24 protein-coding genes are annotated in these 25358 nt (G+C 72.0%); 12 read left to right on the forward strand and 12 right to left on the reverse strand.

Annotation, left to right across the window (positions count from 1 at the left end):
• Positions 1–18: 18 nt before the first annotated feature.
• A complete protein-coding gene (locus Apa02nite_RS44085) occupies positions 19–405 on the reverse strand; it encodes a hypothetical protein (protein WP_203830444.1) in 387 nt (128 codons plus the stop codon).
• Positions 406–727: 322 nt separating this feature from the next.
• On the opposite strand from Apa02nite_RS44085, the gene Apa02nite_RS44090 reads away from it, so the two are divergent.
• Positions 728–1864, forward strand: coding sequence for an FUSC family protein (locus Apa02nite_RS44090; RefSeq protein ID WP_203830445.1), 1137 nt, complete (start codon positions 728–730; stop codon positions 1862–1864).
• Between the two features lie 328 nt (positions 1865–2192).
• Here the strand turns inward: Apa02nite_RS44090 and Apa02nite_RS44095 are convergent, their stop codons facing one another.
• On the reverse strand, positions 2193–2516 hold the full coding sequence (locus tag Apa02nite_RS44095) for an STAS domain-containing protein (RefSeq protein WP_198171339.1): 324 nt from the start codon (positions 2514–2516) through the stop codon (positions 2193–2195).
• A gap of 196 nt (positions 2517–2712) precedes the next feature.
• On the opposite strand from Apa02nite_RS44095, the gene Apa02nite_RS44100 reads away from it, so the two are divergent.
• Positions 2713–3468, forward strand: coding sequence for a SigB/SigF/SigG family RNA polymerase sigma factor (locus Apa02nite_RS44100; RefSeq protein ID WP_203830446.1), 756 nt, complete (start codon positions 2713–2715; stop codon positions 3466–3468).
• A 2-nt stretch (positions 3469–3470) separates the two neighbouring features.
• On the opposite strand, the gene Apa02nite_RS44105 is transcribed toward Apa02nite_RS44100, so the two are convergent.
• Positions 3471–4163 (reverse strand): GAP family protein, encoded by a 693-nt coding sequence (locus tag Apa02nite_RS44105; protein ID WP_203830447.1) that lies wholly within the window; start codon positions 4161–4163, stop codon positions 3471–3473.
• 116 nt (positions 4164–4279) lie between these two features.
• Here Apa02nite_RS44105 and Apa02nite_RS44110 point away from each other — a divergent pair, with 116 nt between their 5' ends.
• The 3 genes from Apa02nite_RS44110 (at position 4280) to Apa02nite_RS44125 (ending at position 7099) form a co-directional block, all read left to right on the forward strand.
• A complete protein-coding gene (locus Apa02nite_RS44110) occupies positions 4280–5443 on the forward strand; it encodes a sensor histidine kinase (protein WP_203830448.1) in 1164 nt (387 codons plus the stop codon).
• Positions 5440–6078 (forward strand): response regulator, encoded by a 639-nt coding sequence (locus Apa02nite_RS44115; RefSeq protein ID WP_203830449.1) that lies wholly within the window; start codon positions 5440–5442, stop codon positions 6076–6078. Before Apa02nite_RS44110 ends, Apa02nite_RS44115 begins: the two co-directional genes overlap by 4 nt.
• A 400-nt stretch (positions 6079–6478) precedes the next feature.
• Entirely contained in the window at positions 6479–7099 is a 621-nt protein-coding gene (locus tag Apa02nite_RS44125; RefSeq protein ID WP_203830450.1) for a TetR/AcrR family transcriptional regulator, read from the forward strand.
• Here the strand turns inward: Apa02nite_RS44125 and Apa02nite_RS44130 are convergent.
• Entirely contained in the window at positions 7093–7773 is a 681-nt protein-coding gene (locus tag Apa02nite_RS44130) for a response regulator transcription factor (RefSeq protein WP_203830451.1), read from the reverse strand. The genes Apa02nite_RS44125 and Apa02nite_RS44130 overlap by 7 nt on opposite strands.
• Before the next feature lie 118 nt (positions 7774–7891).
• Between Apa02nite_RS44130 and Apa02nite_RS44135 the strand changes: the two genes are divergently transcribed.
• The 3 genes from Apa02nite_RS44135 to Apa02nite_RS44145 are packed head-to-tail and all read left to right on the forward strand — an operon-like array spanning position 7892 to position 12590.
• On the forward strand, positions 7892–9661 hold the full coding sequence (locus tag Apa02nite_RS44135) for a flavin-containing monooxygenase (RefSeq protein ID WP_203830452.1): 1770 nt from the start codon (positions 7892–7894) through the stop codon (positions 9659–9661).
• Positions 9649–11136: an NHL repeat-containing protein gene (locus Apa02nite_RS44140; protein WP_203830453.1), complete on the forward strand. Its 1488-nt coding sequence runs from the start codon at positions 9649–9651 to the stop codon at positions 11134–11136. Before Apa02nite_RS44135 ends, Apa02nite_RS44140 begins: the two co-directional genes overlap by 13 nt.
• Positions 11133–12590 carry an MDR family MFS transporter gene (locus tag Apa02nite_RS44145; RefSeq protein ID WP_203830454.1) on the forward strand — a complete coding sequence of 486 codons (1458 nt, stop codon included), beginning with the start codon at positions 11133–11135 and terminating at the stop codon, positions 12588–12590. Before Apa02nite_RS44140 ends, Apa02nite_RS44145 begins: the two co-directional genes overlap by 4 nt.
• Positions 12591–12719: 129 nt before the next feature.
• Here the strand turns inward: Apa02nite_RS44145 and Apa02nite_RS44150 are convergent, their stop codons facing one another.
• From Apa02nite_RS44150 to Apa02nite_RS44175, 6 genes are all read right to left on the reverse strand, one after another.
• Positions 12720–13724 carry a hypothetical protein gene (locus Apa02nite_RS44150; protein ID WP_203830455.1) on the reverse strand — a complete coding sequence of 335 codons (1005 nt, stop codon included), beginning with the start codon at positions 13722–13724 and terminating at the stop codon, positions 12720–12722.
• Positions 13721–14077: a GntR family transcriptional regulator gene (locus tag Apa02nite_RS44155; RefSeq protein ID WP_203830456.1), complete on the reverse strand. Its 357-nt coding sequence runs from the start codon at positions 14075–14077 to the stop codon at positions 13721–13723. The genes Apa02nite_RS44150 and Apa02nite_RS44155 overlap by 4 nt, the downstream gene beginning before the upstream one ends.
• Positions 14078–14156: 79 nt before the next feature.
• Positions 14157–14903, reverse strand: a complete 747-nt coding sequence (locus Apa02nite_RS44160; protein ID WP_239164988.1) for a L,D-transpeptidase family protein — start codon at positions 14901–14903, stop codon at positions 14157–14159.
• 34 nt (positions 14904–14937) lie between these two features.
• Positions 14938–15771, reverse strand: a complete 834-nt coding sequence (locus Apa02nite_RS44165; protein WP_239164989.1) for an SAM-dependent methyltransferase — start codon at positions 15769–15771, stop codon at positions 14938–14940.
• Positions 15772–16483: 712 nt separating this feature from the next.
• Positions 16484–18301 carry a rhamnogalacturonan lyase gene (locus Apa02nite_RS44170; protein WP_203830457.1) on the reverse strand — a complete coding sequence of 606 codons (1818 nt, stop codon included), beginning with the start codon at positions 18299–18301 and terminating at the stop codon, positions 16484–16486.
• Between the two features lie 138 nt (positions 18302–18439).
• Positions 18440–19381, reverse strand: coding sequence for an RNA polymerase subunit sigma-70 (locus tag Apa02nite_RS44175; protein WP_203830458.1), 942 nt, complete (start codon positions 19379–19381; stop codon positions 18440–18442).
• Between the two features lie 102 nt (positions 19382–19483).
• Here Apa02nite_RS44175 and Apa02nite_RS44180 point away from each other — a divergent pair, with 102 nt between their 5' ends.
• From Apa02nite_RS44180 to Apa02nite_RS44190, 3 genes are read left to right on the forward strand one after another with little or no spacing between them, the layout of a single operon-like run.
• The gene (locus tag Apa02nite_RS44180; protein ID WP_203830459.1) at positions 19484–20041 is read left to right on the forward strand and encodes a dihydrofolate reductase family protein; all 558 of its coding nucleotides are present in this window, start codon (positions 19484–19486) and stop codon (positions 20039–20041) included.
• Between the two features lie 58 nt (positions 20042–20099).
• Positions 20100–20471 (forward strand): YciI family protein, encoded by a 372-nt coding sequence (locus tag Apa02nite_RS44185; protein ID WP_203830460.1) that lies wholly within the window; start codon positions 20100–20102, stop codon positions 20469–20471.
• The gene (locus Apa02nite_RS44190) at positions 20459–21670 is read left to right on the forward strand and encodes an RNA polymerase sigma factor (protein WP_239164990.1); all 1212 of its coding nucleotides are present in this window, start codon (positions 20459–20461) and stop codon (positions 21668–21670) included. The genes Apa02nite_RS44185 and Apa02nite_RS44190 overlap by 13 nt, the downstream gene beginning before the upstream one ends.
• A 174-nt stretch (positions 21671–21844) precedes the next feature.
• Here Apa02nite_RS44190 and Apa02nite_RS44195 read toward each other — a convergent pair whose 3' ends face one another.
• Complete coding sequence (locus Apa02nite_RS44195) at positions 21845–22609, reverse strand: alpha/beta fold hydrolase (RefSeq protein ID WP_203830461.1); 765 nt, start codon at positions 22607–22609, stop codon at positions 21845–21847.
• A complete protein-coding gene (locus Apa02nite_RS44200) occupies positions 22606–23346 on the reverse strand; it encodes an SAM-dependent methyltransferase (protein WP_203830462.1) in 741 nt (246 codons plus the stop codon). Before Apa02nite_RS44200 ends, Apa02nite_RS44195 begins: the two co-directional genes overlap by 4 nt.
• Positions 23347–23437: 91 nt before the next feature.
• On the opposite strand from Apa02nite_RS44200, the gene Apa02nite_RS44205 reads away from it, so the two are divergent.
• Positions 23438–25147 carry a metallophosphoesterase gene (locus tag Apa02nite_RS44205; RefSeq protein ID WP_203830463.1) on the forward strand — a complete coding sequence of 570 codons (1710 nt, stop codon included), beginning with the start codon at positions 23438–23440 and terminating at the stop codon, positions 25145–25147.
• Positions 25148–25358 lie beyond the last annotated feature (211 nt).

Below are 25358 nucleotides of genomic sequence, written 5' to 3' on the forward strand. Positions count from 1 at the left end.
CCACCATATCGCCAACCATCAATTCGTCGCAGCCCCGACCGGCTGCCGCGCGAACGTCCGCCACACCGCGGTCAGCAACAGCGCCCCGGCCGCCGCACCCAACGCCGGCTCACTGACCAGCAGGGCCAGCACACCCACCGCGATACCGGACCAAACCACCAGGCGCAGCCCCACGTCGAGCAGCGGAACGCCGGTCGGACGCTCCCGCGACCAGGTCGGCAGCAGCACCACGGCAGCCGCCACCGCAACCGCACCGAGGATCGCCGCGACGGTCAGCGCGGTCCGCGGCCAGCCCAGGTGGTGCCCGGCCACGTAGGCGCCGGAGAGCACACAGACCGCCCAGACCCGGCGCAGCAGCCAGCGGGCCGCGCCGCCCAGTGCCTCGTCACGCCCGTTCGTCGTCATCGCACTCCCCCGGTGGCCGTTTTCCGCTCCCGCGCCGCCTACCCAGAACGACACCCGTTCATGCCTCCACGGGCGAATCCGCTCCGCTCCCGAAACGCCGGACAGCCAACGCGATCGTCGCGGCCCCTCCCGCACCTGGCCCCCTCGGGGGTCACGACCGCTTAGGCATCCTAGGAACCTGGGTTGATATCCGCCGCCACTCACCCTTCCGACCCGCCCGCCCGCACCGGGCGTTCGCGACGACCGCGGCCGCCGTTCGGAAAGGAGTGGCATGCGCGACAACCCGTTACACCCCAGCCCGCCTCGGGTAGATCAACTTCCCATGATCATCCACCTGCGGCAGAGCTGGTCGCGTACCCGGAAAGCCCTGCCCGGGCGACTCAAACGCGGCGCACTGCCCACCATGGAGGCGGTGATCGCCGCGACCGCGGCGTGGATGGTCGCGTCCTGGCTGGTCGGCCACCCCGACCCGGTGCTCGCCCCGGCGACCGCGCTGATCGTGCTGAGCGAATCCCGCGGCGGCCGGCTACGCCAGTGCGTCGAGATCGTGCTCGGTGTCGCGGCCGGAGTCCTCGTCGCCGAACTCATGGTGCAAGCCCTGCACCCCGGCACCGGTGCGATCGTCGTCGTGCTGCTGCTGACCGTCGGCCCGATGGTCGCCTTCGGCGCGAGCAACACCCTGATCACCCAGGCCGCGGTCTCCGCGGTCTACCTGGTGGTGTCGGCCGAGCCGCCCGACCACCTGATCCCCTACCGGTTCGTCGACGCGCTGATCGGCGGCGCGGTGGCCGTGGTCGCGAGTCAGATCGTCGCCGCACACCGGCAGCTCGCCCCGCTGGTCACCGAGGCCCGGCAGTCCTTCGCCGACCTGGCCGACCTGCTCGACGACGTCGACGCCGCGGTGGCCGCCTGCGACGAGGACGCCGCGCAGCGCGCCCTCGACCGCGCCCGCCGGATGACCAGCTGCGTCCACCGCCTGGACGCCGCGGTGCTGGCCGCCACCGAAGCGGTCCAGGTCAGCCCGCGCCGGCAGCGGCGGCTCGCCCAGTTGCGCGCCGTCGCCGCGACGACCCGGCAGCTCGACCACGCGGTCGGCAACATCTGGGTGCTGTGCCGCAGCGCCAGCACCCTGACCCGGCTGCACTCGGCGACCCCGCCGGCGCTCAGCCGCGCCCTGCACGCGCTCAGCGCCGCCGTCCGGGCCGCCGGCGACGCCCTGATCGCCGATCTGAAGGAGCCCGACGACGCGGCCGCGCACGCCGCCCGCGCCGACGAGTTCGCGCTGACCGCCGTCCGGATCGCCGCCGGCCTGCTGGCCGCCGAACCCGACCTGCCGGTCACGATGATCGTCGGCCAGATCCGGGCCACCGCCATCGACCTGCTCCGCGGCACCGGCCAGCCCGACGCCGACGCCCTGACCCGCGTCGACAAAGCCCTGGGCCTGACCCCTCAGCACTGACCCCAGCTGGCCCTGACGGTCCCCTCCCGAGCCAGGACACAGCCGTCAGCACCAGCCAAGCCCGCAACCCGCGCAACCACCGGAACCCGGCTGGGCCTGGCGGCCCCTAACCGGGCCGCAAAACGGCCGTGAGAACCAGCCGGGACCGGGACCCGCGCAACCACCGGGACCCGGCTGGGCCTGGCGGCCCTTAACCGGGCCGCGAAACGGCCGTGAGGGCCAGCCGGGGCCGGGACTCGCGTAGCGGTCGTGACGGGGAGCGGGCGTCGCGGGCTCCCCGTCGTACCGTGGGAACTGAGGCGGTCTGGGAGGGGAGCGGACCTGGCGGTCAGGGGCGGACCAGGACCTCCGTCAGGCCGGTCATGGCCAGGACGCGGCGGGCCACCGGGCTCGGGTTCACCACCGCGAACCCGCAGCCCTGCTCCTGCGCGTAGTGGAACGCCCCGACCAGCACCCCCAGCGCGGACGAGTCCAGGAACGCCACCTCGGCCAGGTCCACCCGCACGTCCTCGACCTCGGGGGACTGCGCCTGGTCGAACAGCAGCGACTGGACCGTCGACGTGCAGGCGAGGTCGAGCTCGCCGCTGAGCGCGATCGTGACGACCCCGGACCGGCTGGTCAGGTGGTGACGCCAGAGGGGCGGCTGATCCACGTGACACCTCCAGAGGTGACGGCAACGACGGGCGACCGGCTAGGACCATGCTGCCCCATGCGGCCCGCTTCGCCATGATCGGCACCGGGTGGGGCGGACAATCACCGGCCCGGGTGACCCGGGGGTTTGCCGGGTGGGCGCGGGTGGGTACTGATTGTCATCTGCCGGTCCGGCAGCGAACGCAGGGAGCACTCCCATGATCGCCGCCGCAACCGCTCGGGCCAGTGAGCTCGTCCTCGCCATGACCGCCCTCCCCGTCGATGATCCGTTCCGGGCACGCGCGCGCGACCGGGCGATCGAGGCCTGGCTGCCGATGGCCCAGCACCTCGCGAACCGGTACGCCGGGCGCGGCGAGCCGACCGACGACCTGCGGCAGGTCGCGGTGATGGGCCTGATCAAGGCGGTCGACCGGTACGACGCGGAGCGCGGCATCGAGTTCGCCAGCTTCGCCATCCCGACCGTCGTCGGTGAGCTGAAGCGGCACTTCCGCGACCGGACCTGGTCGATCCGGGTGCCGCGCCGGCTGCAGGAGATGCGCCTGGCGATCACCGCGGCGAACAACGACCTGCGCCACGAGCTGGGCCGCTCCCCCACCGTCGCGGACATCGCCGGGCACCTCGGCGTCACCGAGGAGGCCGTGCTGGAGGGGCTGGAGGGTGCAAGGGCGTACACCTCGACAAGCCTGTCCACCCCGGCGAGCGAGGACGGCAACGTCACCCTCGGCGACACGCTCGGAACGGCGGAGAGCGGCTTCGACGAGGCCGACCTACGGCTCACCCTCGGGCCCGCCCTGGCCGGGCTGGACGAGCGGGACCGGAAGATCGTCGTGCTGCGCTTCTACGGGAGCCAGACGCAGGCCGAGATCGCCGCACAGCTCGGCATCTCCCAGATGCACGTCTCCCGGCTGCTCACCCGGGCCCTGCTGAAGTTGCGGGCCGGATTCGAGGGCTAGGTTCAGCCGGCAACGTGCGCGAGGCCGAGCCGCCCGGCGGCGTCGTAGGCGAGCAGGAATCCCACGATCCCGACGATCCACGACAGCGTGTTGCTGTTCGCCATCGCGTCGCTGATCCGTTTCAACGGCCCGGCCAGCCGTTCACCGAACGCCAGCCGAGCCGCCAGCAGGACCAGGGCCGGCGCCGTCATCAGCACGCAGTACCCGGCCATCACCGCCACGACCTGCCCGCCCGGCAGCTCCGCGGTGGTCAGCAGCCCGATCGCGGCCAGGTAGGGCAGCATCGTGGTCACCTCGGCGGCCGCCGCCGCGAGCCCCAGCCCGGCGACACCGCCGCGTTCCGACAGCACTCGTTCCCGCCAGCGCAGCAGCCGCCCGCCGCCGGCCGGCCGGTGCTTGCGGTCCAGCCGGAAACTCCAGAAGAACAGCGCGACCCCGGTGACCAGCTGACCCCACAGCACCGGTGTGCTGTCCAGCAACCGGCCGAGCTGCGGCAGGAACGCGTCGGCGCCCAGAGCCACCGCGACGCCCAGAGCGAAGTAGAACGCGGCGACCGTACCCAGGAAAATCAGCAGCCGCGCGGCCCGCACCGGCCCGGGGTTCAGCAGCAACCAGATCGGGATCAGCAGGGTGCCGAAGCTTGTCGAGTCGATCAGCGCGAGCGCGGCGAGCGATCCGAGGAGCGCGAGGTCCATGCCGCCACCCTGCGGGCGCGACACCCCGGGGCGCGTCCGCCGAAGGGTGGGCGGTCCACTCCGGCCTCAACCTTTTGATGTACGACGTGAGCCGCGTTCCGTGATGGGATGGCCCGGTGGGGCTGAAAGAGCGCTGGCGGGGCAGCACCCGGCTGCAGGACACCGGCGCGGCGGCGGGCACGTTCGCGGCCGGGGTCGCGTTCAACCTGGTCGGGCTGACCGACCTGTGGTCCCTGCCCAGCATCGGCGGACCGGCCTGGTGGCACACCGTGCCGCTGGCGGCCGGCTGCCTGGCCATGCTCGGCAAGCGCCGGCACCCGCTGCTCGCCCTCGGTGCCGGTGTCGCCGCGGTCGTCGCCGACACCCTGCTCGGCGGCAGCGTCGCGCTCGTCCTGGTGCTGTTCGACCTGCTGTTCTCGGCCGCGCTGTTCGCCTCGGCCCGGGCCCGGACGGCGGTGACCACCGTGGTGTTCGTGGCCATCGGCACGGCCGCGGTGGTCAGCGGGCTGGCCAGTGGGGAGTTCCGGATCGCCGTCTTCGTCGGGTTGCAGCTGACCACGCTGCTGTTCGTACCGCTATGGTGGGCCGCGAACATCCGCCAGCAGCGCGCGATCGGCCTGCTCGACGCGGAGCGTACGGCCCGCGAGGCGGTGCTCGCCGAACGCGCCGCGATGGCACATGACCTGCACGACGTGATCGCCGCGCACCTGTCCACCACGGCGATCCACTCCGGCGCGGCCCTGGCCCGGCCGCCGGACACCGGCCGGGACCGGGACACCCTGCGCGCCGTACGGACCAGCAGCCTGGCCGCCCTCGAGGAGATGCGCTCCATGATCATGCTGTTGCGGGCCGGCGATCCGGCGGCGCTCGACCCGACCCTGCCCGGCGGCCTGGACCGGCTGCCCGAACTGGTCGCGGCGGCCACCGCCGGCGGGCTGCGGATCGAGGCACGCACCCGGGACGTCCCGCAGGTGCCGGCCGTGGTGTCGCACACCGTCTACCGGATCGTGCGGGAGGCGCTGACCAACGCGGGCAAGCACGCGCCGGAGTCGCAGGTACGCCTCGACGTCCGCCCGGCCGGCGACACCGTGACGGTGACCGTCACCAACACGCTGACCCGCCGGGACGCGGTCGAGCCCGGGGTGCTGAGCTCGGGCACCGGGCTGCTGTCGATCCGGGAGCGGGCGGCGGTGCTGGGCGGCGAGCTCACCGCCGGCCGGGACGGCGACGTGTTCACGGTCCACGCGACGTTGCCCCTGCACCCGGCCAGCGTCTCGTGATCACCGTCCTGCTCGCTGACGACCACGCCGCGATCCGGGCCGGGATGCGGCTCATGCTCGAGCAGGCCGACGACATCGTGGTGGTCGGCGAGGCCGCCGACGGCGCGGTCGCGATCCGGCAGGCCGCGGCGCTGCGCCCGGACGTCGTCCTGATGGACATCCGGATGCCGGGCACCGACGGGATCACCGCGACCCGCGCGATCGTCGCGTCCGGGAGCGCCGACGTGCTGATCCTGACCACGTTCGACTTCGACGACTACCTGTTCGGCGCACTCCGGGCCGGCGCCGCCGGTTTCCTGCTCAAATCGGTCGAGCCGGCCGCCCTGGTCGACGCGGTGCGCCGGATCGCGGCCGGCGACGGCTTCCTGGCCCCGGAGGTGACCCGCCGCTTGCTGACCGCGTTCGTCGCCACCCCGCCCGCCGCGGCGCCACCCCCGGCCCTCGACGGCCTGACCGACCGTGAACACGACGTACTGGCCGCCCTCGGCCGCGGTCTGTCCAACGCGGACCTCGCGACAGCCCTGTCGATCAGCGAGGCGACCGCGAAGACCCACGTCTCCCGGGTCCTCGCCAAACTCGGCTGCACCTCCCGGGTCCAGGCCGCCATCCTCGCCAAAGAAGCCGGCCTGTCCTGACCCACGCAAGACCGCAGCCACTCCCGGCCGCAGCGCGCCCGAGACCCCGGCTGGTCCTCAGGGGTGTGTCCGAGCCTGCGAGGCACCCCTGAGGACCAGCCGGCAACCGGGAGGCGCGCTGCGGTCCGGAGCCGGCAGGGTGTCGCGGCGGCCTCACGGGCGGGACCCGGCTCGTAGCCTACGGACGGGCGCTCGGTATTCGTACCACATGGGGCTGAACGCGAGCGGACATCGGCCGGGAGGTCCGGCAGGAACAACCGGTCCCGGTCGATCTGACGGTGATCGCCCGGAACGGTGACGACGGCTGGCGGATCGCCCACCACCACGTGTCGCCCCGGTAATATCGCGGTCTGCCCGGGGCCGCCAGTGGAGACAGTCACCAGGATGGATGTCGGCGACGATGGAGGGAACCCGGCGGGTGGAGCACACCCGCCAGCGCATCATCGAGACCGCCGAGCGGCTCTTCGCCGAGCACGGCGTCTTCTCGATCTCCAACCGGCAGATCTCCGAGGCGGCCGATCAGGGCAACAACGCCGCGGTCAACTACCACTTCGGTACGAAGGCCGACCTGATCCGGGCGATCGTCCGGCAGCACGCCGAGGGGATGGACCGGATCCGCGGCGAGCTGCTGGCCCGGTACGACGGCAGCACCGAGCTGCGCGACTGGGTCGCCTGCGTGGTGCTGCCGGTCACCGGGCACCTGGCGGAGCTGGGCGCGCCGAGCTGGTACGCCCGCTTCGCCGCCCAGGTGATGACCGAACCGAAGCTGCGGGAGCTGGCCGCCACCGAGCTCGGCGAGGTCACCCTGCTCCGGGCGATCCACACGGCGCTGCACCGCTGCCTGCCCGAGCTGACGGCGGCGGTGTGCGCCGAACGGGACGACATGGCCCGTACGCTGCTCATGCACTTCTGCGCGCAGCGCGAACGCACCGCGGACCCGGACTGGCCGGCGACCGCGACCATCCTGATCGACGCGATCGTGGGGTTGTACCGGGCGCCGGTCAGCGGCGCCGCTCACTGACGCAGCGTGTACCCGAACCCGCGATGGGTGTGGATCAGCGCCGGCGGGGTCTCGTCGACCTTCTGCCGCAGCCGGGAGACCAGCCGCTCCACCGTGTTGTCGCCGCGGGACTCCTGCCAGACGTGCCGGGCCAGCTGCTCCTTGGAGAGCACCCGGCCGGCGTTGAGCATCAGGTGCCGCAGCAGCCGGTACTCGGCCGGCGTCAGGTCGAGCGGCCGGTCACCGCGCCGGCCCTGGCAGGTGATCTCGTCGAGCAGCAGGTCGCCGTGCCGCACCTCGGCCGTCGCCACCCGGCGGTCGCGCAGCAGCACCTGCACCCGGGCCAGCAGCTCGGCGTCGTGGAACGGCTTGGTGACGTAGTCCTCGACCTCGGTGCCGAGCACCGGGACCAGGGTGCCGAGGAACTCGCAGGCGGTGACACAGAGGACCGGCGGCCGGGGAGTCTCGGTGAAGTCCGGGCGGTCCTGGGCGAGCGCCGGCATGTCCGGGATCTCCACGTCCACCACGATCAGGTCGATGTGGTGCTCGCCGAGCAGCCGGAGCGCGGCGGCGCCGGTCGCGGCCGAGGTGACCAGGTAGCCGGCCAGGCTGAGCTGGGCGGTCAGCGAGCCGCGCAGGCCCGGTTCCGGCGCCACCACCAGCAGCCGAGATTCATGACTCTCCGTAGCGTTCATGACTACCCTTTCCGCCGCCGGAGTGCCCTGGGCCACATTCTAAGTCAAGCAGTTGCTTTAAATTCAGCGCTTGGGTTGGCTCTGACCACACCGGACGATCTCCGTGAAAGGGCCGTGTATGTCCTCCCACATCCCGCACCGTTACAAGGCCGACGAACTGGAGGCGCTGCGCGCCAGGTACCGGCTGGAGCGGGACCGCCGCGTCCGGCCCGAGGGTAACGGTCAGTATCGACGCGCAGCCGGTGAGTTCGGCTACTACGCCACCGATCCGTACACCGAGCGCACCGAGCGGGAGCCGGTCACCGACCGGGTCGAGGCCCTGGTCATCGGCGCCGGCTTCGGCGGGCTGCTGACCGGCGCGCGCCTGCGCCAGGCCGGCGTGCAGAGCCTGCGGATGCTCGACGAGGCCGGTGACTTCGGCGGCACCTGGTACTGGAACCGCTACCCCGGCGTGCACTGCGACATCGAGTCCACCGTGTACATGCCGCTGCTGGAGGAGGTCGGCTACGTCCCGAAGTGGCGGTACGCGCCGGGTGAGGAGATCCGCCAGCACGCCGTGGCGATCGCCAAGCAGTTCGACCTGTACGCCGACACCATGTTCCACACCCGGGTCACCGAGCTGCGCTGGGACGAGGCGGCCGCCGAGTGGACGGTGACCACGGACCGTGGTGACCAGTTCCGGGCCCGCTACGTGGTGATGTCGTCGGGCACCCTGACCCAGCCGAAGCTCCCCGGCATCCCCGGTGTCGAGGACTTCCAGGGCCACACGTTCCACACCAGCCGCTGGGACGCGTCCTACGACCTGACCGGCAAGCGGGTCGCCGTGGTCGGCACCGGAGCCACCGGCATCCAGGTCATCCCGCACGTCGCCGCGGAGGCCGATCACCTCTACGTCTTCCAGCGCACCCCGTCCACCGTCGACGTCCGCGGCAACCGCCCGATCGACCCGGCGTGGGGCGGCACCCTGGAGCCGGGCTGGCAGCGCGAACGGATGGAGAACTTCCTCACCCTGGTCACCGGCGGCCACGTCGCCGAGGACCTGATCGACGACGGCTGGACCAGCACCGCCCGGCTGCAGCGGCAGATGCTCACCGGCACCCGGGACAGCACCGTCTCGGACGAGGAGCGCGAGTACCACGACGAGCTCGCCGACTTCCGCAAGATGGACGAGATCCGGGCCCGCGTCGACGAGGTGGTCACCGACCCGGCCGTCGCCGAGCTGCTGAAGCCCTGGTACCGCTACATGTGCAAGCGGCCGACGTTCAGCGACTTCTACCTGCAGACGTTCAACCGCGACAACGTCACGCTGGTCGACACCGCCGACTTCGGCGGCATCTCCGCGATGACCGCGACCGGTGTGGTGGTCGGCGACCAGGAATACCCGGTCGACTGCATCATCTTCGCCACCGGTTTCGAGGTGGGCATCTCCGGCGTGCTCTCCGGCACGCTGCCGGTCTACGGCCGCGACGGGATGCCGCTGCTCGGCGCGTGGCGCAACGGCCCGCGCTCGCTGCACGGCTTCTACACGCACGGCTTCCCGAACCTGTTCCACCTCGGGTCGCTGCAGAACGCCGCCGCGGTCAACTTCACCCACGTGCTGCAGGAGCAGGCCACCCACATCGGCGCCCTGATCGGCGCGGCCACCGAGCAGAACGCCAAGTGGATCGAGCCGAGCCTGGAGGCCGAGGAGGGCTGGATCGCCACGATCCGGGAGACCGCGCCGAACAACTTCACCTTCCAGGCCGAGTGCACGCCGGGGTACTACAACGGCGAGGGCAAGCCGCGACCGGTGAACAACTCGTTCGGCCCGGGCCCGGTGGTCTTCCACGACCTGCTGCGCCGCTGGCGGGAGACCGGCGGGATGGACGAGGTGCTGTGCCGGGACTGACCCCGCTGCGCGGCACGAACGGGGTGACCCTCGGCCCGGACGGGCGGCTGTGGGTCGCCCAGTTCCTGGCCGGGCGGATCGCCGCGGTCGACCCGGCCACCGGCGACGTCGAGGTGATCGTCGCGCCGGACGGGCCGATCCAGGCGCCGGACGATCTCGCGTTCGGCACCGACGGCTCGCTCTACGTCGCCGACCTGGTGCCCGGCCGGGTCTGGCGGCGCTCGCCCGGCGGCGAGTTCCAGCTGGTCACCGACGAGGTGCGGCTGCCGAACGGGATCACCTGCGTCGGCGACCGGCTGTTCGTCAACGAGATGATCCCGGGCGGGCGGTTGCTCGAGCTGTTCACCGACGGCCGGCCGCCGGTGGTGCTGACCGGCTCGCTCGCGATGGGCAACGCCATGCAGGCCGGGCCGGACGGACGGCTCTACTACCCGCACATGATCACCGGCGAGGTGTGGCGGATCCCGGTCGACGGCGGGGACCCGGAACTCGTCGCCGAGGGCCTGCCCGAACCGGTCGCGGTCCGCTTCGACCGGGCCGGCGCGCTGCTGGTGCTGTCCCGGGACGCGGCCGGCACGGTCACCCGGCTCGACGGCGCGCGCCGCAGCCTGGTCACGACCGGGATCGTCGGGATGGACAACGCCACGTTCGACGACGAGAACCGGATGTTCGTGTCCAGCTACGCCGGCGGCGGGATCACCGAGGTGCGGCCGGACGGGCGGACCCGCGAGGTGGTGCCGGGCGGGCTCAACGGCCCGCACGGGGTCACCGTCGACCTGGCCGGGGCGGTGCATGCAGCCGATCACTACGGGATCGCCGGGCCGGACGCGTTCGCGCTGCACACGTTTGCCCACGGCATCGCCGCCTCCGCCGGGCTCTTCCATCTGACCAGCCAATACGGCCAGGTCAAGACGTTTGATCCCGGGTCCGGGTCCGCTCGTCTGCGCGCGGCGGGCCTCGATCGGCCAACCGGGCTTTCGGTACGACCTGACGGCGCCCTCGTGATCGCCGAAGCGGGTGCCGGGCGCGTGCTGGTCATCGACGCCGACGACGCGGTGGGCGTGCTCGCCGAAGGGCTGGGCCGGCCGGTGGACGTGGCGCTGGACTCCGACGGGCGCTGCTACGTCAGCGACGAGGAGCGCGGGAGCGTGTACCGGATCGACGCCGGTGTCCCGGTCGAGGTCGCGAGTGGACTGTCCGCGCCGCAGGGGCTGGCGATCAGCGGGGACGAGCTGTTCGTGGTCGAGACCGGTAACGGCCGGGTGCTCGCGATCGCCCTGGACGGCTCCTCGACGCGGATCGTCGCGGAAGGGCTGGCGGTCGGGGCTTCCGGCCGTACCGAAGAACCGGTGTTGACCGCCCACGGTCTGCCAGGTGTGCCGCGGCCGTTCGCCGGACTCGCCGCGGGCCCGGGCGGAACCTTGCACCTGGCCGCCGACGGCCTGGTCCTTCAGCTACCCGTGGGGATCTCATGAGTGACACCAGCGCGCCGGAGCGGCGGCAGATCCTCGAGGCGCTCAGCGCGCTGCTGCTCGCGCTGTTCGTGTCCACCCTGGCCAGCACGGTCGTCGCCACCGCGCTCCCCCGGATGCTGCACGACCTGCACGGCTCGCCGACCCAATACACCTGGGTGGTCACCGCGACCCTGCTCGCCGCGACCGCGGCCACCCCGATCTGGGGCAAACTCGCCGACCTGTTCAGCAAGAAGACGCTGATCCAGATCGCCACCGTGGTCTTCATCGCCGGCTCGGTGGCGGCCGGGCTGGCACAGACCGGCGGGCAGCTGATCGCCGCCCGGGCGCTGCAGGGCATCGGCGTCGGCGGCCTGCAACCCCTGGTGCAGATCGCGATCGGCGCGATGATCCCGCCCCGCGAGCGCGGCCGGTACGCCGGCTACCAATCCAGCGTCACCGCGATCTCCACGATCGGCGGGCCGCTGCTCGGCGGGTTCCTGGTCGACACGTCCTGGCTGGGCTGGCGGTGGTGCTTCTTCATCGGCGTGCCGTTCGCCCTGATCGCCCTGGTCCTGCTCCAGCTGACCCTGCGCCTGCCGGTGCTCCGCCGGGACAACGTGAAGATCGACTACTGGGGCGCCACGCTGATCACCGCGGGGGTCAGCCTGCTGCTGATCTGGGTGTCGTTCGTCGGTGACAGCTTCGCCTGGGCGTCCTGGCAGACCGGCGTGATGGTCGGCGGGACGCTGGTGCTGCTGGTGCTGGCCGCGTGGGTGGAGACCCGGGCCGCCGAACCGGTCGTACCGCCCCGGATCGTCCGGCAGCGCACCACCGCGCTGGCCATCCTCGGCAGCCTCGCGGCCGGCACCGCAATGTACGGTGCGGCCGTCTTCCTCAGCCAGTACTTCCAGGTCAGCCGCGGCCACACGCCGACCGAGGCGGGCCTGCTCAGCATCCCGATGATGGCCGGCATCCTGGTCTCGTCGATCCTGGCCGGCCGCTCGATCAGCAAGCACGGCAGGCTGAAGCCGTTCCTGGTCGGCGGCGCGATCAGCCTGGCCACCGGCTTCGCCGGGCTCGGCCTGCTCGACGCGAGCACGCCGCTGCCGTGGATCTCGGTGGCGATGGTGCTGATCGGTGCCGGTGTCGGCATGACCCTGCAGAACTTCGTGCTGGTGGTGCAGAACGCGGTGCCGCTCTCGGACATCGGCGCGGCGAGCGCGACGGTGTCGTTCTTCCGGTCGCTGGGCGGGACGATCGGGGTGGCGGTGCTGGGCGCGATCCTGGCCCGGCAGGTGGCTTCGGGGACGGCTGCCGGGGTGCCGGCCCCGATCGCTTACGGCGACGCGACCGGGCACGTGTTCGCGATCTCAGCGGGGGTGGCACTGCTCGGTGTGGTGGCGGCGGTCCTGTTGAAACCGGTCACCCTGCGCACGAGCCTGGACAAGCCGGCACCGTCACCGACCGCCCGCTGACCCGGGGCTGCGCGCGGCATCGCGCCCGCCGTGAGCCGCCGCCGCGGTGCGGTTGCGGTCCCCGGCTGGCGCTGAGGGGTGTGTCGAGGCCGTGGTGACACCCCTGAGCGCCAGCCGGAGACCCCGCGCTCACCGCCGGGAGCGGTCCGCGAGAGTGTTCAGCAGCGCGGCGCCGGTGGCCGCGTCGTCCACGGTGATCACCAGCGACCGGCCCCCGGTCCGCTCCACGAGCAGGCCGGGGCCCGACCGGAGCACCACCCCGATCCGCCCGCCGCGGCCCACCCGCCAGCCCCAGCCACCGAACTGCCGGATCGGGTCGACCTCGGTGACCGAGGCCCGCTCCACCTCGTCCGCCGGGATGTGGGTGCCGGGCCAGCCCAGCAGCGACCGCACCGTCAGCCCGGTCGCGTCGACCCGCACCGTGTAGGCGAACATCACCGCGAACACCACCACCAGCAGTACCGGCACGACCAGCAGGGCCCATTCGCGCAGCACCGCGGCGAGCACCGTGGTGCCGACGACCACGACGGCGCCGATGGCCGGGCCGGGACCGCCGTCGGCACGGCGGATCCAGACGGCTCGTTCGTCCTGGGCCAACGGCACGCGCGGGGCGTCCGCGGCCACCGGGGTGGTCGCCGGCGCGGGCCGGTCCGGACCGGTGAGCAGCGCCGCGACGGCGGCCGGCACCAGCGGGAGGACGATCACGGCGGCGAGCGTCCACCCGCCCAGCCGTGCCTGGCTCGCGTCCGGCAGGTCGCGCTGGGTGCCGGTCACGAACAGCAGCAGGCTCGCACCGAACCCGCCGAGCCAGACCGTCGACGCCGCGACCATCCGCCGGGTCATCGCGGCGGCACCACCGAACAGGCCGATCGCGCCGAAGCCGGCGCATCCCAGGATCACCGTGGCCACCAGCGGGAACACCAGCCCGGACAACGACGTGAAGCCGTCCGGCGCGGCGGCGCCCGGCCCCCAGTGTGAGGCGAGCGGGTCCGGCAGGGTGTCCCGCCAGGACCACACGACGGCGAGCGCCACCGCGACGACCACCAGCGCGAACAGCGACGACCACAGCACCACCCGCCGGGCTCGCGGCTGCCAGGATCGGTCGTCGAGGGTGGGAACGATTCGGGTCATCATCGGTTCATGGCCTCCTTGACGAGCACGGTCAGGGTCTCGGTGGAGAGTTTCGCCTCGCGGGCCACCCGCACCAGGGCGGTCAGCGCCTGCTCGACCGGGGAGAGGTCGGTTGCGGCGCGGGCGGCGACCACCGCGCCCCGCCCGCGACGCAGCTCGATCAGCCCCTCGTCGCGCAGTTGCTGGTACGCCTTGAGCACGGTGTGCACGTTGAGATCCAGCGACTCGGCCAGCTCCCGCGCGGACGGCAGCCGGTCACCGGGGGTGAGCTCGCCGCGGGCCGCGGCGAGGTGTGCCTGCGTGACGAGCTGGGTGTAGAGCGGTTCGTCGCTCGCCGGGTCGATCCTCCAGAGCATGGTCCTGACACTACTTGTTCTATGCCAACTAGAACAAGCAATCTCCGCGACTTGTTCTATGCCAGATAGAACAAGTCTTCTACGCGCGGGTGAGTGCCGACGCGGGGGCCATCACGATGCGCGGGTGCCGGGCCGGGTCGAGCCACCTCAGCAGGCGGGCCACGTTCGCCCGGCTCACCGACACACACCCGGCGGTCGAGCCCTTGCCGCTGGCGTGCAGGAACACCGCCGACCCGCCGCCGATCCGGGACGGTGTGCTCGTCACGTACTCGCCGCGCTCGGCGTCCCAGTGCACCCCGGCCGGGCGGTTGAAATTGATCACCGCGGCGTAGGCGTACTGGGTCGGGTACGCGGCGAGGCGTTCCGCCTGGGAGATGCGCCAGGTGCGGTTCTTCGACGCCGACGGCTGGAAGACGTTGTACGTCCGCGGGTCCCGCCGGTCACCCACCCAGTAGTCGTTCCCATCCACCTTCCGGTACGGCAACCGCGTCCCCGGGTCGGCCCGCACCCCGAACGCCCGCGTGATGGTGAACGTCCCGGCCGGTGTCTGCCCGGTGTCCTGGACGCGTTGCGACGCCCACGCCCACCCGCCGTACCCGGTCCTGGCGGTCATCGCCGCGAAGACCTGCCGCCACTTACCGTCGGTCCCGCGCTGATAGGCGCGCAGCGTCGCCCGGGTCGAGCCCCAGCTCGTCCCGGACACCACGATCACCTGCCGGGCGTTGCCGAGGTGGGTGAGCCCGGCCGGGATCGCCGCCACGGCCGGGGACGCGGGAATCACCACCATCGTCACCAGCAGGGCCAGGACCGCCGCGATTCTCCGCACAGCGGATCAGCCTGGGTGATCACCGATGGCTGGGTCAAGGTTTGCGGCCGACAGCCGTCCAGATGTTGATGTCGGAGCGCGGCGGGATCTCCACGCCCGGCTCCGGTCGCCACTCGCTGGCCGGCACCACGCCGGGCTCGACCAGCTCGAGCCCGTCGAACAACCCGGTGAATTCGTCCCGCCCGCGCGTCCACACGTCCGATTTCCCCTGCTCGACAAGTTGCCGATACAGCGCCTGCTGCTCCGGAGTCCCGAAGTCGGACGTCGCATGCGTGGCCACCAGATAACTGCCCGGCGGCAGTGCGGCCAGCAGCCGCCGCACGATTGCCTCAGCCACGCCGTCACCGTGCAGGAAATGCAGCACCGCGATCAGCATCAGCCCGACCGGCTGGCCCAGATCGAGCGTCGCATTCAGCACCGGATCGGCGAGAATCGACTCCGGATCGTTCAGATCGGCCTCGAGATAGGCCGTCCGCCCTTCCGGAGCGCTGTCCAGCAGAGCCCGCGCATGCACCGTGACCAGCGGATCGTTGTCCACATAGACCACTCGGCTGTCCGGCGCCCACCGCTGCGCCACCGCATGGGTGTTCCCCGCGGTCGGCAGCCCGGTCCCGATGTCCAGGAACTGCCGAATCCCCGCCTCCGCGGCCAAGAACCGGGTGGCCCGCCCCAGCAGCGCCCGATTGGCCAGCGCCCCGAGCCGCACTTTCGGGAACAGCCGCTCCAACTCGTCCCCGGAAGCCCGATCCGCGGCAAAATTGTCCGCCCCGCCGAGCCAGTAGTCATACCGCCGGGCCGGATGCGCCACCCCCGGCGCCAGCCCCGCCGCCGCCGCACTAACCTCGTCCACAGTGGAACCATAATTCACAAACGCCTTTGGTACGACCTACACCTCCCCAACCGCACTGCCCCGTCCCGTGGCTGAACGCGACGCCGCCGGCCCCTCCGGACCGCGACGCCGCATCCGGGCTGATGCGCCCCCTCCCGGAAACCCAGCGCCCCGCACCCCCACCGACTACGGGTGAACTTCAGGGGCGGCCGAGCTCCGCGTGGGGCCGGGTTCGGGGGCGGTGGCGGTCCGCGGTCGGGCTGTGCGTGCGCTCACCGCCCCCAGGCGGGCGGCAGCCGCACGCAATCCGGCAATGCGGACTCTCCCCGCCCGGACCACCCGGACCACCCGGAACGCCCGGACCGCCCGGACCGCCCGGACCGCCCGGACCGCCCGGAACGCCCGGAACGCCCGCGCCGCCCGCGTGCTCCGGGTTGCCGGCTGGTCACGGCGGCCCCTATCGGGGTCGGATAACGGCGCTCACGGCCAGCCGGGAGTGGCACGCGATGGTCAGCGCGGTTGCGCGGGCCGGCCTGCCGGGTGACCGATGGTGTGTGTGAAGTTCGGGTGCGGAGCGCACCCGAACTTCACACGCACAAGGGTTGACCTTGACCACACGCGGACGTCGCCCCGGAGGGCTTCGCGTTCTGGACGCGCCAGCGGCCAGCGAAGCCCGCAGGGGTCCCGGCGGGAGCGGCGATCTGTACCCCGGCGGACGCACGACATCTTGAATTTGATCTTTAAGCGAACCTCAGCCGATGGCGAACGACGGGTGCGGCGGCTGGTTGTAGGCGGTGTTCTGCCAGGCCACGGCCTCGCGGTACATGCGGTCCTGCATCAGGGAGACGTGCGAGATGCTCGTGGCGTCCGTTGTGGAATAGATGCGCAGGGCGGTGTTGTTCGTGGTCGGCCAGATGACCTCCTCGCGCCAGTCGCCGAGGATGTCGGCCTGGAGCGACGGGGTGGCCTTGGTGCTGTTGTTGGAGTGGACGTCGCTCGCGGTCAGCAGCCTGGTGTCGGCGCTGGTGCCGTACTTGTCGATGTGGGTGCCGTCGAGCAGTTCGCGCTGGGCGTCGCCGTCCCACCAGATGACGAAGTTGGCGCTGGACGGTTTGCGGCCGATGTTCTGGCCGGACGTGTTGAAGAGGCCGGAGACCGCGGACGACCAGGACTCCGCGCCGGGGCTGCCGGCGTAGATGTCGTCGGAGACGCCGCGGCCGTTGTCGCAGCCGCACGACGCGTTCGACCAGATGATCTGGCCGGTGCGGGCGTCGGCCATCCAGGCGGCGAGCTTCGTGGTGCCCTCGTCGACCTTGAAGATCTCCAGGCCGGAGCGGCTCGGGATCAGGTCGCCGACGTGGTACGCGTCGCCGTGCCCCTGACCGTTCACCCACAGCCCGGCACCGTTGTCGTCGATGGCCATCGCGCCGTACAGGATCTCGTCCTTGCCGTCCGCGTCGACGTCGGCGATGGAGAGCTGGTGGTTGCCCTGACCGGTCCAGGCGGAACCGTTCGTGGACGAGTTGCTGTCGAACGTCCAGCGCCGGGTCAGCGCGCCGTTGCGGTAGTCCCAGGCCACCACGACCGAGCGGGTGTAGTAGCCGCGGGCCATGATGATGCTCGGGTACGAGCCGGTCACGTACGCGGTGCCGGCCAGGAACCGGTCGACCCGGTTGCCGTAGCTGTCACCCCAGGACGAGACGGTGCCCCGCGGCACCACGTAGTCGGCGGTGGCCATCGCCTTGCCGGTCTGTCCGTTGAAGACGGTCAGGTACTCCGGGCCGGACAGCACGTATCCCGACGAGTTGCGATAGTCGGCGCTGGAGCTGCCGATCACCACGCCGGTGCCGTCGGTGGTGCCGTCGGCGGTCTTCATCACCACCTCGGCCTTGCCGTCCGAGTCGTAGTCGAACACCTGGAACTGGGTGTAGTGCGCGCCGGCCCGGATGTTCCTGCCGAGGTTGAGCCGCCACAGCCGGGTGCCGTTGAGCTTGTACGCGTCGATGTAGACGTTGCCGGTGTAGCCGGACTGGGAGTTGTCCTTGGCGTTCGACGGGTCCCACTTGAGGACGATCTCGTACGACCCGTCGCCGTCCAGGTCACCGACCGACGCGTCGTTGGCGGAGTACGTGTACGCCACCCCGTCCGGCGTCGTCCCACCGGCCGGCACCTGGATCGGCACGTCCTGGTACGCCGCCGCCAGCGCCACGGCCGGAGTGGCAGCGGCGAGAGTCTCGGCGCCGGCCACCACCGGACGTACCGTGTACGACGCGCCGACCGGCGCACCGGTGTCGGTGAAGTTGGTGCCGGACGTGGTCTTCACCAGCGTCCCGCCGCGATACACGTGGAACGCGACGCCGGCCGGGTCGGCCTGCAGCAACCGCCAGGACAGGAAGTTGCCGGTCGGGGTGCGCAGGCTGATCAGCCCGCGGTCGAGGTTGTCGGTCGTGACCGCCGGGGAGGCGGCTTCGGCCGGGGACGCGGCTTCGGCGGCGGGAACGCCGCCGACGGCCAGCAGCACCGCAGCGGCGGCCGCGGTCATACCGGACAGCATTCTGATTCGGGGCATGGGGGATCCCAACGTGGATGGGGGACTGGGGATGAGGCGATGCGCTGACGGGGATTCAGCACACCTACCAGTTAACCGGACCGTAACTTTTGACAGGCCGATGCTATCGATGAAGGCAAATGGGTGCAACGCCTCGCGTCAGCGGGAATACGCTTTCCCATCACCCGGCAGCAGGAACACGCCAACCACGGCCGGGTCGACGAACGTGACACAGCGTCGGATCAGCCCGCCCGCGACGGTGAACAGCTGCACCGAGTGCGGTTTCCGTTCCGGGGTGAACGCGGCCAGCGCCAGGCCCCCGTTCGCCGGTACCGGCACCATCTGCCACCCGGCGCCGTGCATGCCGAAGACCCGCTCGATGAACTGCCGGTAGTGGACCCGCCCGGCCAGCCAGAGCGCTACCGGCGGCATCTCCAGCACCACGTCGTCGGCGAGCAACCGGGTCAGCCGGGGCACGTCGGCCGCCTCGAACGCGGCCAGGTAGCGCTCCACCACGGCGCGCTCGCCGGGATCCACCGGTTCGCGCAACTCGTTGATGTCGGGCGCGGCCGCCCGGAGCGTGACCCGGGCCCGCTGCAGACTGCTGTTCACCGAAGCGACACTGCTGTCCAGGATCTGCGCCACCTCGGCGGCCGGCATCCGCAGCACGTCCCGCAGCAGCAGCGCCGCGCGCTGCCGGGCGGGCAGCAGTTGCAGAGCCGCGACCAGAGCCAGCCGCAGCCCGGCACGCTGCTGGGCGGCGTCCGCCGGGTCACCGAGCCGGGCGTCCGGGAACGGCTGCAGCCACGGGATGTCCCGGCGCGGGGTGAGCGCCACGTGCGGGTCGTCGCCGGCTGGGCCGAGCCCGCTCGGCAACGGGCGCCGGGTCCGGCCCTCCAGCGCGGTCAGGCACGCGTTGGTGGCGATCCGGTAGAGCCACGTGCGCACCGAGGCCTGCCGGGGGTCGTACCGGTCGGCGGCCCGCCACGCCCGCACCATGGTCTCCTGGACGACGTCCTCGGCCTCGTGGAACGAACCGAGCATCCGGTAGCAGTGCGCGAGCAGGTCACCGCGGAACTCTTCGTGCCGATCGAGGCTCACCGGAAACTCCCTGCCACTGGGGCGATGAGTTCGCCGCCCGGCGCCGGTAGATACCGGGTGAGCGGCCCGGAACCGAGCCGCCACGAGCAGAGGGAGCCCCTGATGGGCGACATCATCGTCATCGCATTCTGCACGCTGGACGGCGTGGCATCCGACCCGGACGGCCGCGGCGGTACCTCGCACGGCGGCTGGGCCTTCCGGCACGGGACCGGCCCGGTCAGCGACGACAGGTTCGGTCTCGGCCCGCGGATGGACCAGGGCGTTCACCTGTACGGGCGGAAGACCTGGGAGAACTTCGCCAAGGTCTGGCCGTCCCGGGAGGGCGACTACGCCAGGCGGATGAACGCCGTACCCAAGGCCGTCGCGACCCGGACCGGCATCGACGCCGCCGCCTGGCCGCACTCGCAAGCCATCGACGGCGACGCGGTCACCTGGGCCAAGGCCGAACGGGCCGATCGCGACATCGTGGTGATCGGCAGTCTCAGCGTGGTGCACGCACTGGCCGCCGCCGACCTGGTCGACGAGTACCGGCTGGTGACCTTCCCGATCGTCACGGGGTCGGGCGATCCGCTCTTCGCCGCCGGCCGGCCCGCCGAGTTCCGGTTCACGCTCGTCGAGCCGGGTGACGTCACCACGCTGACGATTCTTCGCCGCGCCTGACGATCCTGACCGGGCTCGCTCGTCATCCTGGTGATACTCGACCTGAGAGGAGACGACAATGCGCTACGCACTGTTGATGCACTACGGCGAGCCGGCCCCGGGCGAACTCGACCAAGCAGTGATCGCCGAGGCCCAGCAGGCCTTCGCCGCGTACGCGACGGCGCTGGAAGAGGCCGGCGTGCTGCGCTCCGCGGACGTGCTCCGGCCCTCCGACACCACCACCACGGTGACCCGCCGTGACGGCGGGCTGCGGGTGCAGGACGGCCCGTTCGCCGAGACCAAGGAGGCCCTCGCCGGGTTGTTCCTGGTCGACGTGCCCGATTTGGACGCCGCGATCGGCTGGGCCGAGAAGTGCCCGGGCAGCCAGTGGGGCGTCATCGAGATCCGGCCGGTCGCGACCGCGTTCCTGAACGGCCGGTGGGCGAGCTGACAACGGCGTCCCGGGCGGCGTGCTCCGCCGCCCGGGACAGCTACGGCCGCCTCCTCGCCCTCCTGGCCGCGTCGACGAACGACCTCGCCGCCGCCGAGGACGCGCTCGCCGACGCGTTCGAGCAGGCGGTCCGGACCTGGCCGGAGCGGGGCGTGCCGGCCAACCCGGACGGGTGGCTGCTCACCGTGGCCCGCAACCGGCTGCGGGACCTGTGGAAGTCGGCCGGCTTCCAGCGCACGGTCGCCCTGGACACGGCGCTCGACGTGACCGCGCCGGCCGCCGATCCGGAGGCGATCCCGGACCGGCGCCTGGAACTGATGCTGGTCTGCGCGCACCCGGCGATCGACAGCACGGTGCACACCCCGCTGATGCTCAACACCGTGCTCGGCTGCACCGCCGAGCAGATCGGCCGGGCGTTCTCGATGCCGGCCACCACGATGGCCACCCGGCTGGTCCGGGCCAAACGGCGGATCAAGGCGGCCGGCATCCCGTTCCGCATCCCGGACCGCGGCGACCTGCCGGACCGGATGACCGCCGTGCTGGAAGCGGTCTACGGCGTGCACGTGATCGACTGGGGTACCACCGGCCCGCAGGAACGCCCGCTGCCCACCGAGGCGGTGCACCTCGCCGAGGTGCTGACCACGCTGGTCCCCGCGGACCCCGAAGCGCACGGGCTGGCCGCGCTGATCCAGCTCTCCACCGCCCGGTCCGCGGCCCGGCTCGACGAGCGGGGCCGGTTCGTGCCGCTCGCCGATCAGGACCCGGCGTCGTGGGACCGGTCGCTGATCGACCGCGCGCACCGGCACCTGCGCGCCGCGCACGCCCGCGGGCAGCTCGGCCGCTTCCAGCTCGAAGCGGCGATCCAGGCGGTGCACTGCGCGCGAACCGCCACCGCCCCGACCGACTGGGAGTCGCTGCTCGGCCTGCACCGGGTACTCCAGGAGATCGCCCCGTCGCGGGGTGGTGCCGTCGCGCTGGCCGCGGTCACCGCCGAGGTGCACGGCCCGGCCGCGGGGCTCGCGCTGCTCACCGACCCGGGCCGCTTCCAGCCGGCCTGGGTCACCCGCGCCCACCTGCTCGCCCGACTCGGCCGGACCACCGAGGCACGGGCCGCCTATGACACCGCGATCAGCCTCACCCACGACCCGGCCGAACGCGACCACCTGAAACGCCGCGCCGCCCGCCCACCGAGCGTGTGAAGTTTGGGCGCGCTCCGCACCAAAAGTCCCCACGCAACCGCCAACCCACCGCGGCGTGTGAAGTTTCGGTGCGCTCCGCACCAAAAGTCCCCACACAACCGCCAACCCACCACTGCGTGTGAGGTTTCGGTGCGGAGCGCACCGAAAGTCCCCACGCTCGGCGGGCGTTTGTGATCAGCGCAGGAAGTCCTTGATCAGCGGGGCCACCTCGCCCGCGAACTCGTCGAAGAAGCCGTGTCGGCCCTCGTGCAGGTGGAGCTCCGCGTGCGGGATGCGACCGGCGAGCAGTGCGGCGTTCGCGGTCGGGACCATGTGGTCGTCGCTGCCGTGCAGGACCAGCGTCGGCGCCGTGATCTGCGGCAACAGCTCCCACGCGCCGTGCCGGTTGCTGGCGCGCAGATGCGCGCGGCTCTCCGCGGCACTCATCGCAGGATCGCCGAACAGATGGCTGCGACCGGTCCAGTCGTCGGTGTAGAACAGCTCGCGCAATGCCTGCAGCCGAGACGCCAGAACCGGATCGGCCAGGCGGCGGCGCACCGAAGCTGACCGTTCCTGAGCATGTACCCCGCCGGGTGACGTGCACGCGAGCACCAGCCGGGAGACCAGATCGGGGTGCCGGGCGGCGAGGAACTGCGCGACCCGGCCGCCCATCGACGTGCCGTAGACCGCGGCCGGCCCGCCCCCGGCCCCGGTCAGCACGGCCGCCGCGTCGTCGGCGAACCCGGCCGTGCTCCACTCGCCGACCGGGCCGCGGCTGGAGCCCGTCCCGCGATAGTCGAAAGTGATCACTCGGAAGCGATCCTCGAACGCCTCCCGCAGCCCCGTCCACCACACGTGCGAGTTCGCCTGCCCGGACAGCAGGAGCAGAACCGGCCCGTCCATCTGCCCACTGACCTGCACCGCGAGCGGAAAACCGTCCCCGGTCACCAGAACACTCATGCCCCCAATGATCGACCCACCGCGCCGTACGCGTCGATGAAGTCCCCCTCGGCCCGCCACCGCGTGATCGGCACCAGCCCGGGTTCGATCAGCGGCAGCCCGTCGAAGCAGCTCGCCAGCTCGTCCGGGCCGCGCAGGATGTACGGCACCCCACCACTCTCCGCGAGCCGTTTCGCCCCTTCCACCACGGCCGGCGTGGTGTTCGTGCCGTCCCACAGCACGAAATGGCTGCCCGGCGCGGTGCCGGCGAGCGTGCGCGACACGATGGAGCGCACCACGTCCAGATCCGGCTCGTAACCGAGCACCCCCATGAACATCACCGCGACCGGCTGGCTGAAGTCGAGCTCCGCCTCGGCCAGGATCCGCTCCGGCTCGTGGTAGTCGGCGTGGAGGTAGGAACCGGTGCCCAGCCGGCGGGCGTGCGCGAGCACCAGCGGATCGTTGTCCACGTAGACGACGCGGGCCGCCGGGGCCACCTCGTGGGTGTTCTGCATGGTCGGCAGCCCGGTCCCGATGTCCAGGAACTGCCGGATCCCGGCCTCCTCGGCCAGATACCGCACCACCCGGATCAGGAAGCGCCGCGACTCGCGCGCCATCACCGCGATCTCCGGGTAGACCCGTACGACCGCGTCGCCCGCGGCCCGATCGGCGGGGAAGTTGTCCGTCCCGCCCATCCAGTAGTTCCAGATCCGCGCCGCGTGCGGCACGTCCGTCTGCAGCTCCGACTCCGTAGTCATGCCCGTCGATGGTACGCACGAGCCCGGTGCCGGACACGGATTCACGTTCTGGATACTCCTCCCAGCACTCAGGGAAGGAACCGGCGAACCCATGGTCAATGGACCCGAGCAGGCAGCGCCCACCCCGGCGCACCGGCCGCGCGACACCACCCCGGCCGAACTCGGCTTCACCCCGGCCTCCCCGGTCGCCTGGCTGTCACCGGTCCAGCTGGCCGGCACCGGGCTGCGGGTCGCGCTCTCCTCGATCCAGGGCGGCTACCTGGACAAACGCGAGCTACAGGCGTCCTTCCCGGACGAGGTGCACCGAGAGACCGGCCCGGACGGGGACTGCTGGATCGACTTCGTGGCCGACCTCGGCGACGGGTTCGACGCCACCTACTCGATCGCGTACCTGCTGGCCCAGCCGCAGCTCACCGTCGGTGAGCACGTGCTGCCACGGGGCCGGGCGCTGATCCTCGGCGGTGACGAGGTCTACCCGACGCCGAACGCGGAACGGTACGAGAACCGAATGGTCGGGCCGTACCACGCCGCGCTGCCCGCGGTGGCGCCCGGCGAGGACCACCCGAACATGTACGCGCTGCCCGGCAACCACGACTGGTACGACGGGCTCACCGCGTTCCTGCGCCTGTTCACCGGCACCCGGCGGACCGGGATCGGTGGCTGGCGGCTGCCGCAGCACCGGTCGTACTTCGCCGTGGAGCTGCCCGGCGACTGGTGGCTGCTGGCCGTGGACGACCAGGACTCCACGTACATCGACGACCCGCAGCTGGCCTACTTCAGCCGGGTGGCGGCGAACTTCGGCCCGCAGACCAAGGTGATCGTCGCGTCGGCCAGCCCGACCTGGGTGCAGGGCGACGACGTGCCCGGGGTCTACGCGTCGCTGGACTACTTCGTCCGGTCGGTGATCGCGCCCACCGAGGCGCAGGTCCGGGTGATGCTCTCCGGCGACTGGCACCACTACGCGCGCTACGGCAACGACGAGCGCGAGCTGATCACCTGTGGCGGCGGTGGCGCGTACCTCTTCCCGACCCACCAGCTGCCGGAGACGATCGAGGTGCCGCCCGCGGACCTGCCGTCGCCGACGCCCCGGGAGACGTTCAGCCTGCGCTCGCGGTTCCCCGGCAAGCGGCTGTCCCAGGCGTACGCGGCAAGCATCTTCGCCCGCCTCCCCAAGGACAACCCGAGCTTCATCGCCATGGTCGGCACCCTGCACACCGCGATCCTGCTGGCCGCGAGCGGCGTCATCAAGAGCGACTTCGGCAGCCCGCTGCAGAAGTTCGCCCTGGTCCCGCTGGTGTTCCTGATGTCGCTGGTGATGGCCGGGACCTACGCCTTCGCCCACCTGAGCGACTCGGTCCTCGGCGGCTTGCGGCGCCGGGTGCTGGGCGTCCTGCACGGCATCGCCCACCTGGGCCTGGCCGCGCTCGGCACCTGGGCCTGGTGGATCCTGCCGCTGCACGCCTGGCCGTGGCCCTGGTCGCTGATCGCCGAGATCGGCATCTACGGCGTGCTCTCCGGCCTGGCCGCCACCGAGCTGGTCGCCGTCTACCTGCTGATCGCCGCCCGCTTCAACGTGAACCTCAACGAGCTGTTCTCCGCACAGGGCATCGTCGACTCGAAGTCGTTCCTGCGCCTGCACGTCGCCGCCGACGGCACGCTGACCATCTATCCGATCGGCGTCCGCAAGGTCTCCCGCAGCTGGCGCGTCACCCCGGAGGGCCAGCCGCACGAGTCCTGGCTGGCCCCGCAGGACAAACTGCACGCCCGCCTCATCGAAAACCCGATCGTTCTCAAACCCTGAACCCCATTTGGTACGGATACGGAGCGCCCGCCCGCAGGCTACGAGCCGAGTCCCGTGACGGTCTCGCGCGACACTGCGGCCCGCTCCGGACCGCAGCGCGCCTCCCGATTCCGGCTGGCTCCCAGGGGTGTCTCAGCGTCGCTGAGACACCCCTGGGAGCCAGCCCACTCCAGAACCGGCCCAGCTCGCTGTCGCCGGCTGGGTCTGAGGG

The organism is Actinoplanes palleronii (assembly GCF_016862315.1).
In the GTDB taxonomy this organism is placed as follows: Bacteria; Actinomycetota; Actinomycetes; order Mycobacteriales; family Micromonosporaceae; genus Actinoplanes; species Actinoplanes palleronii.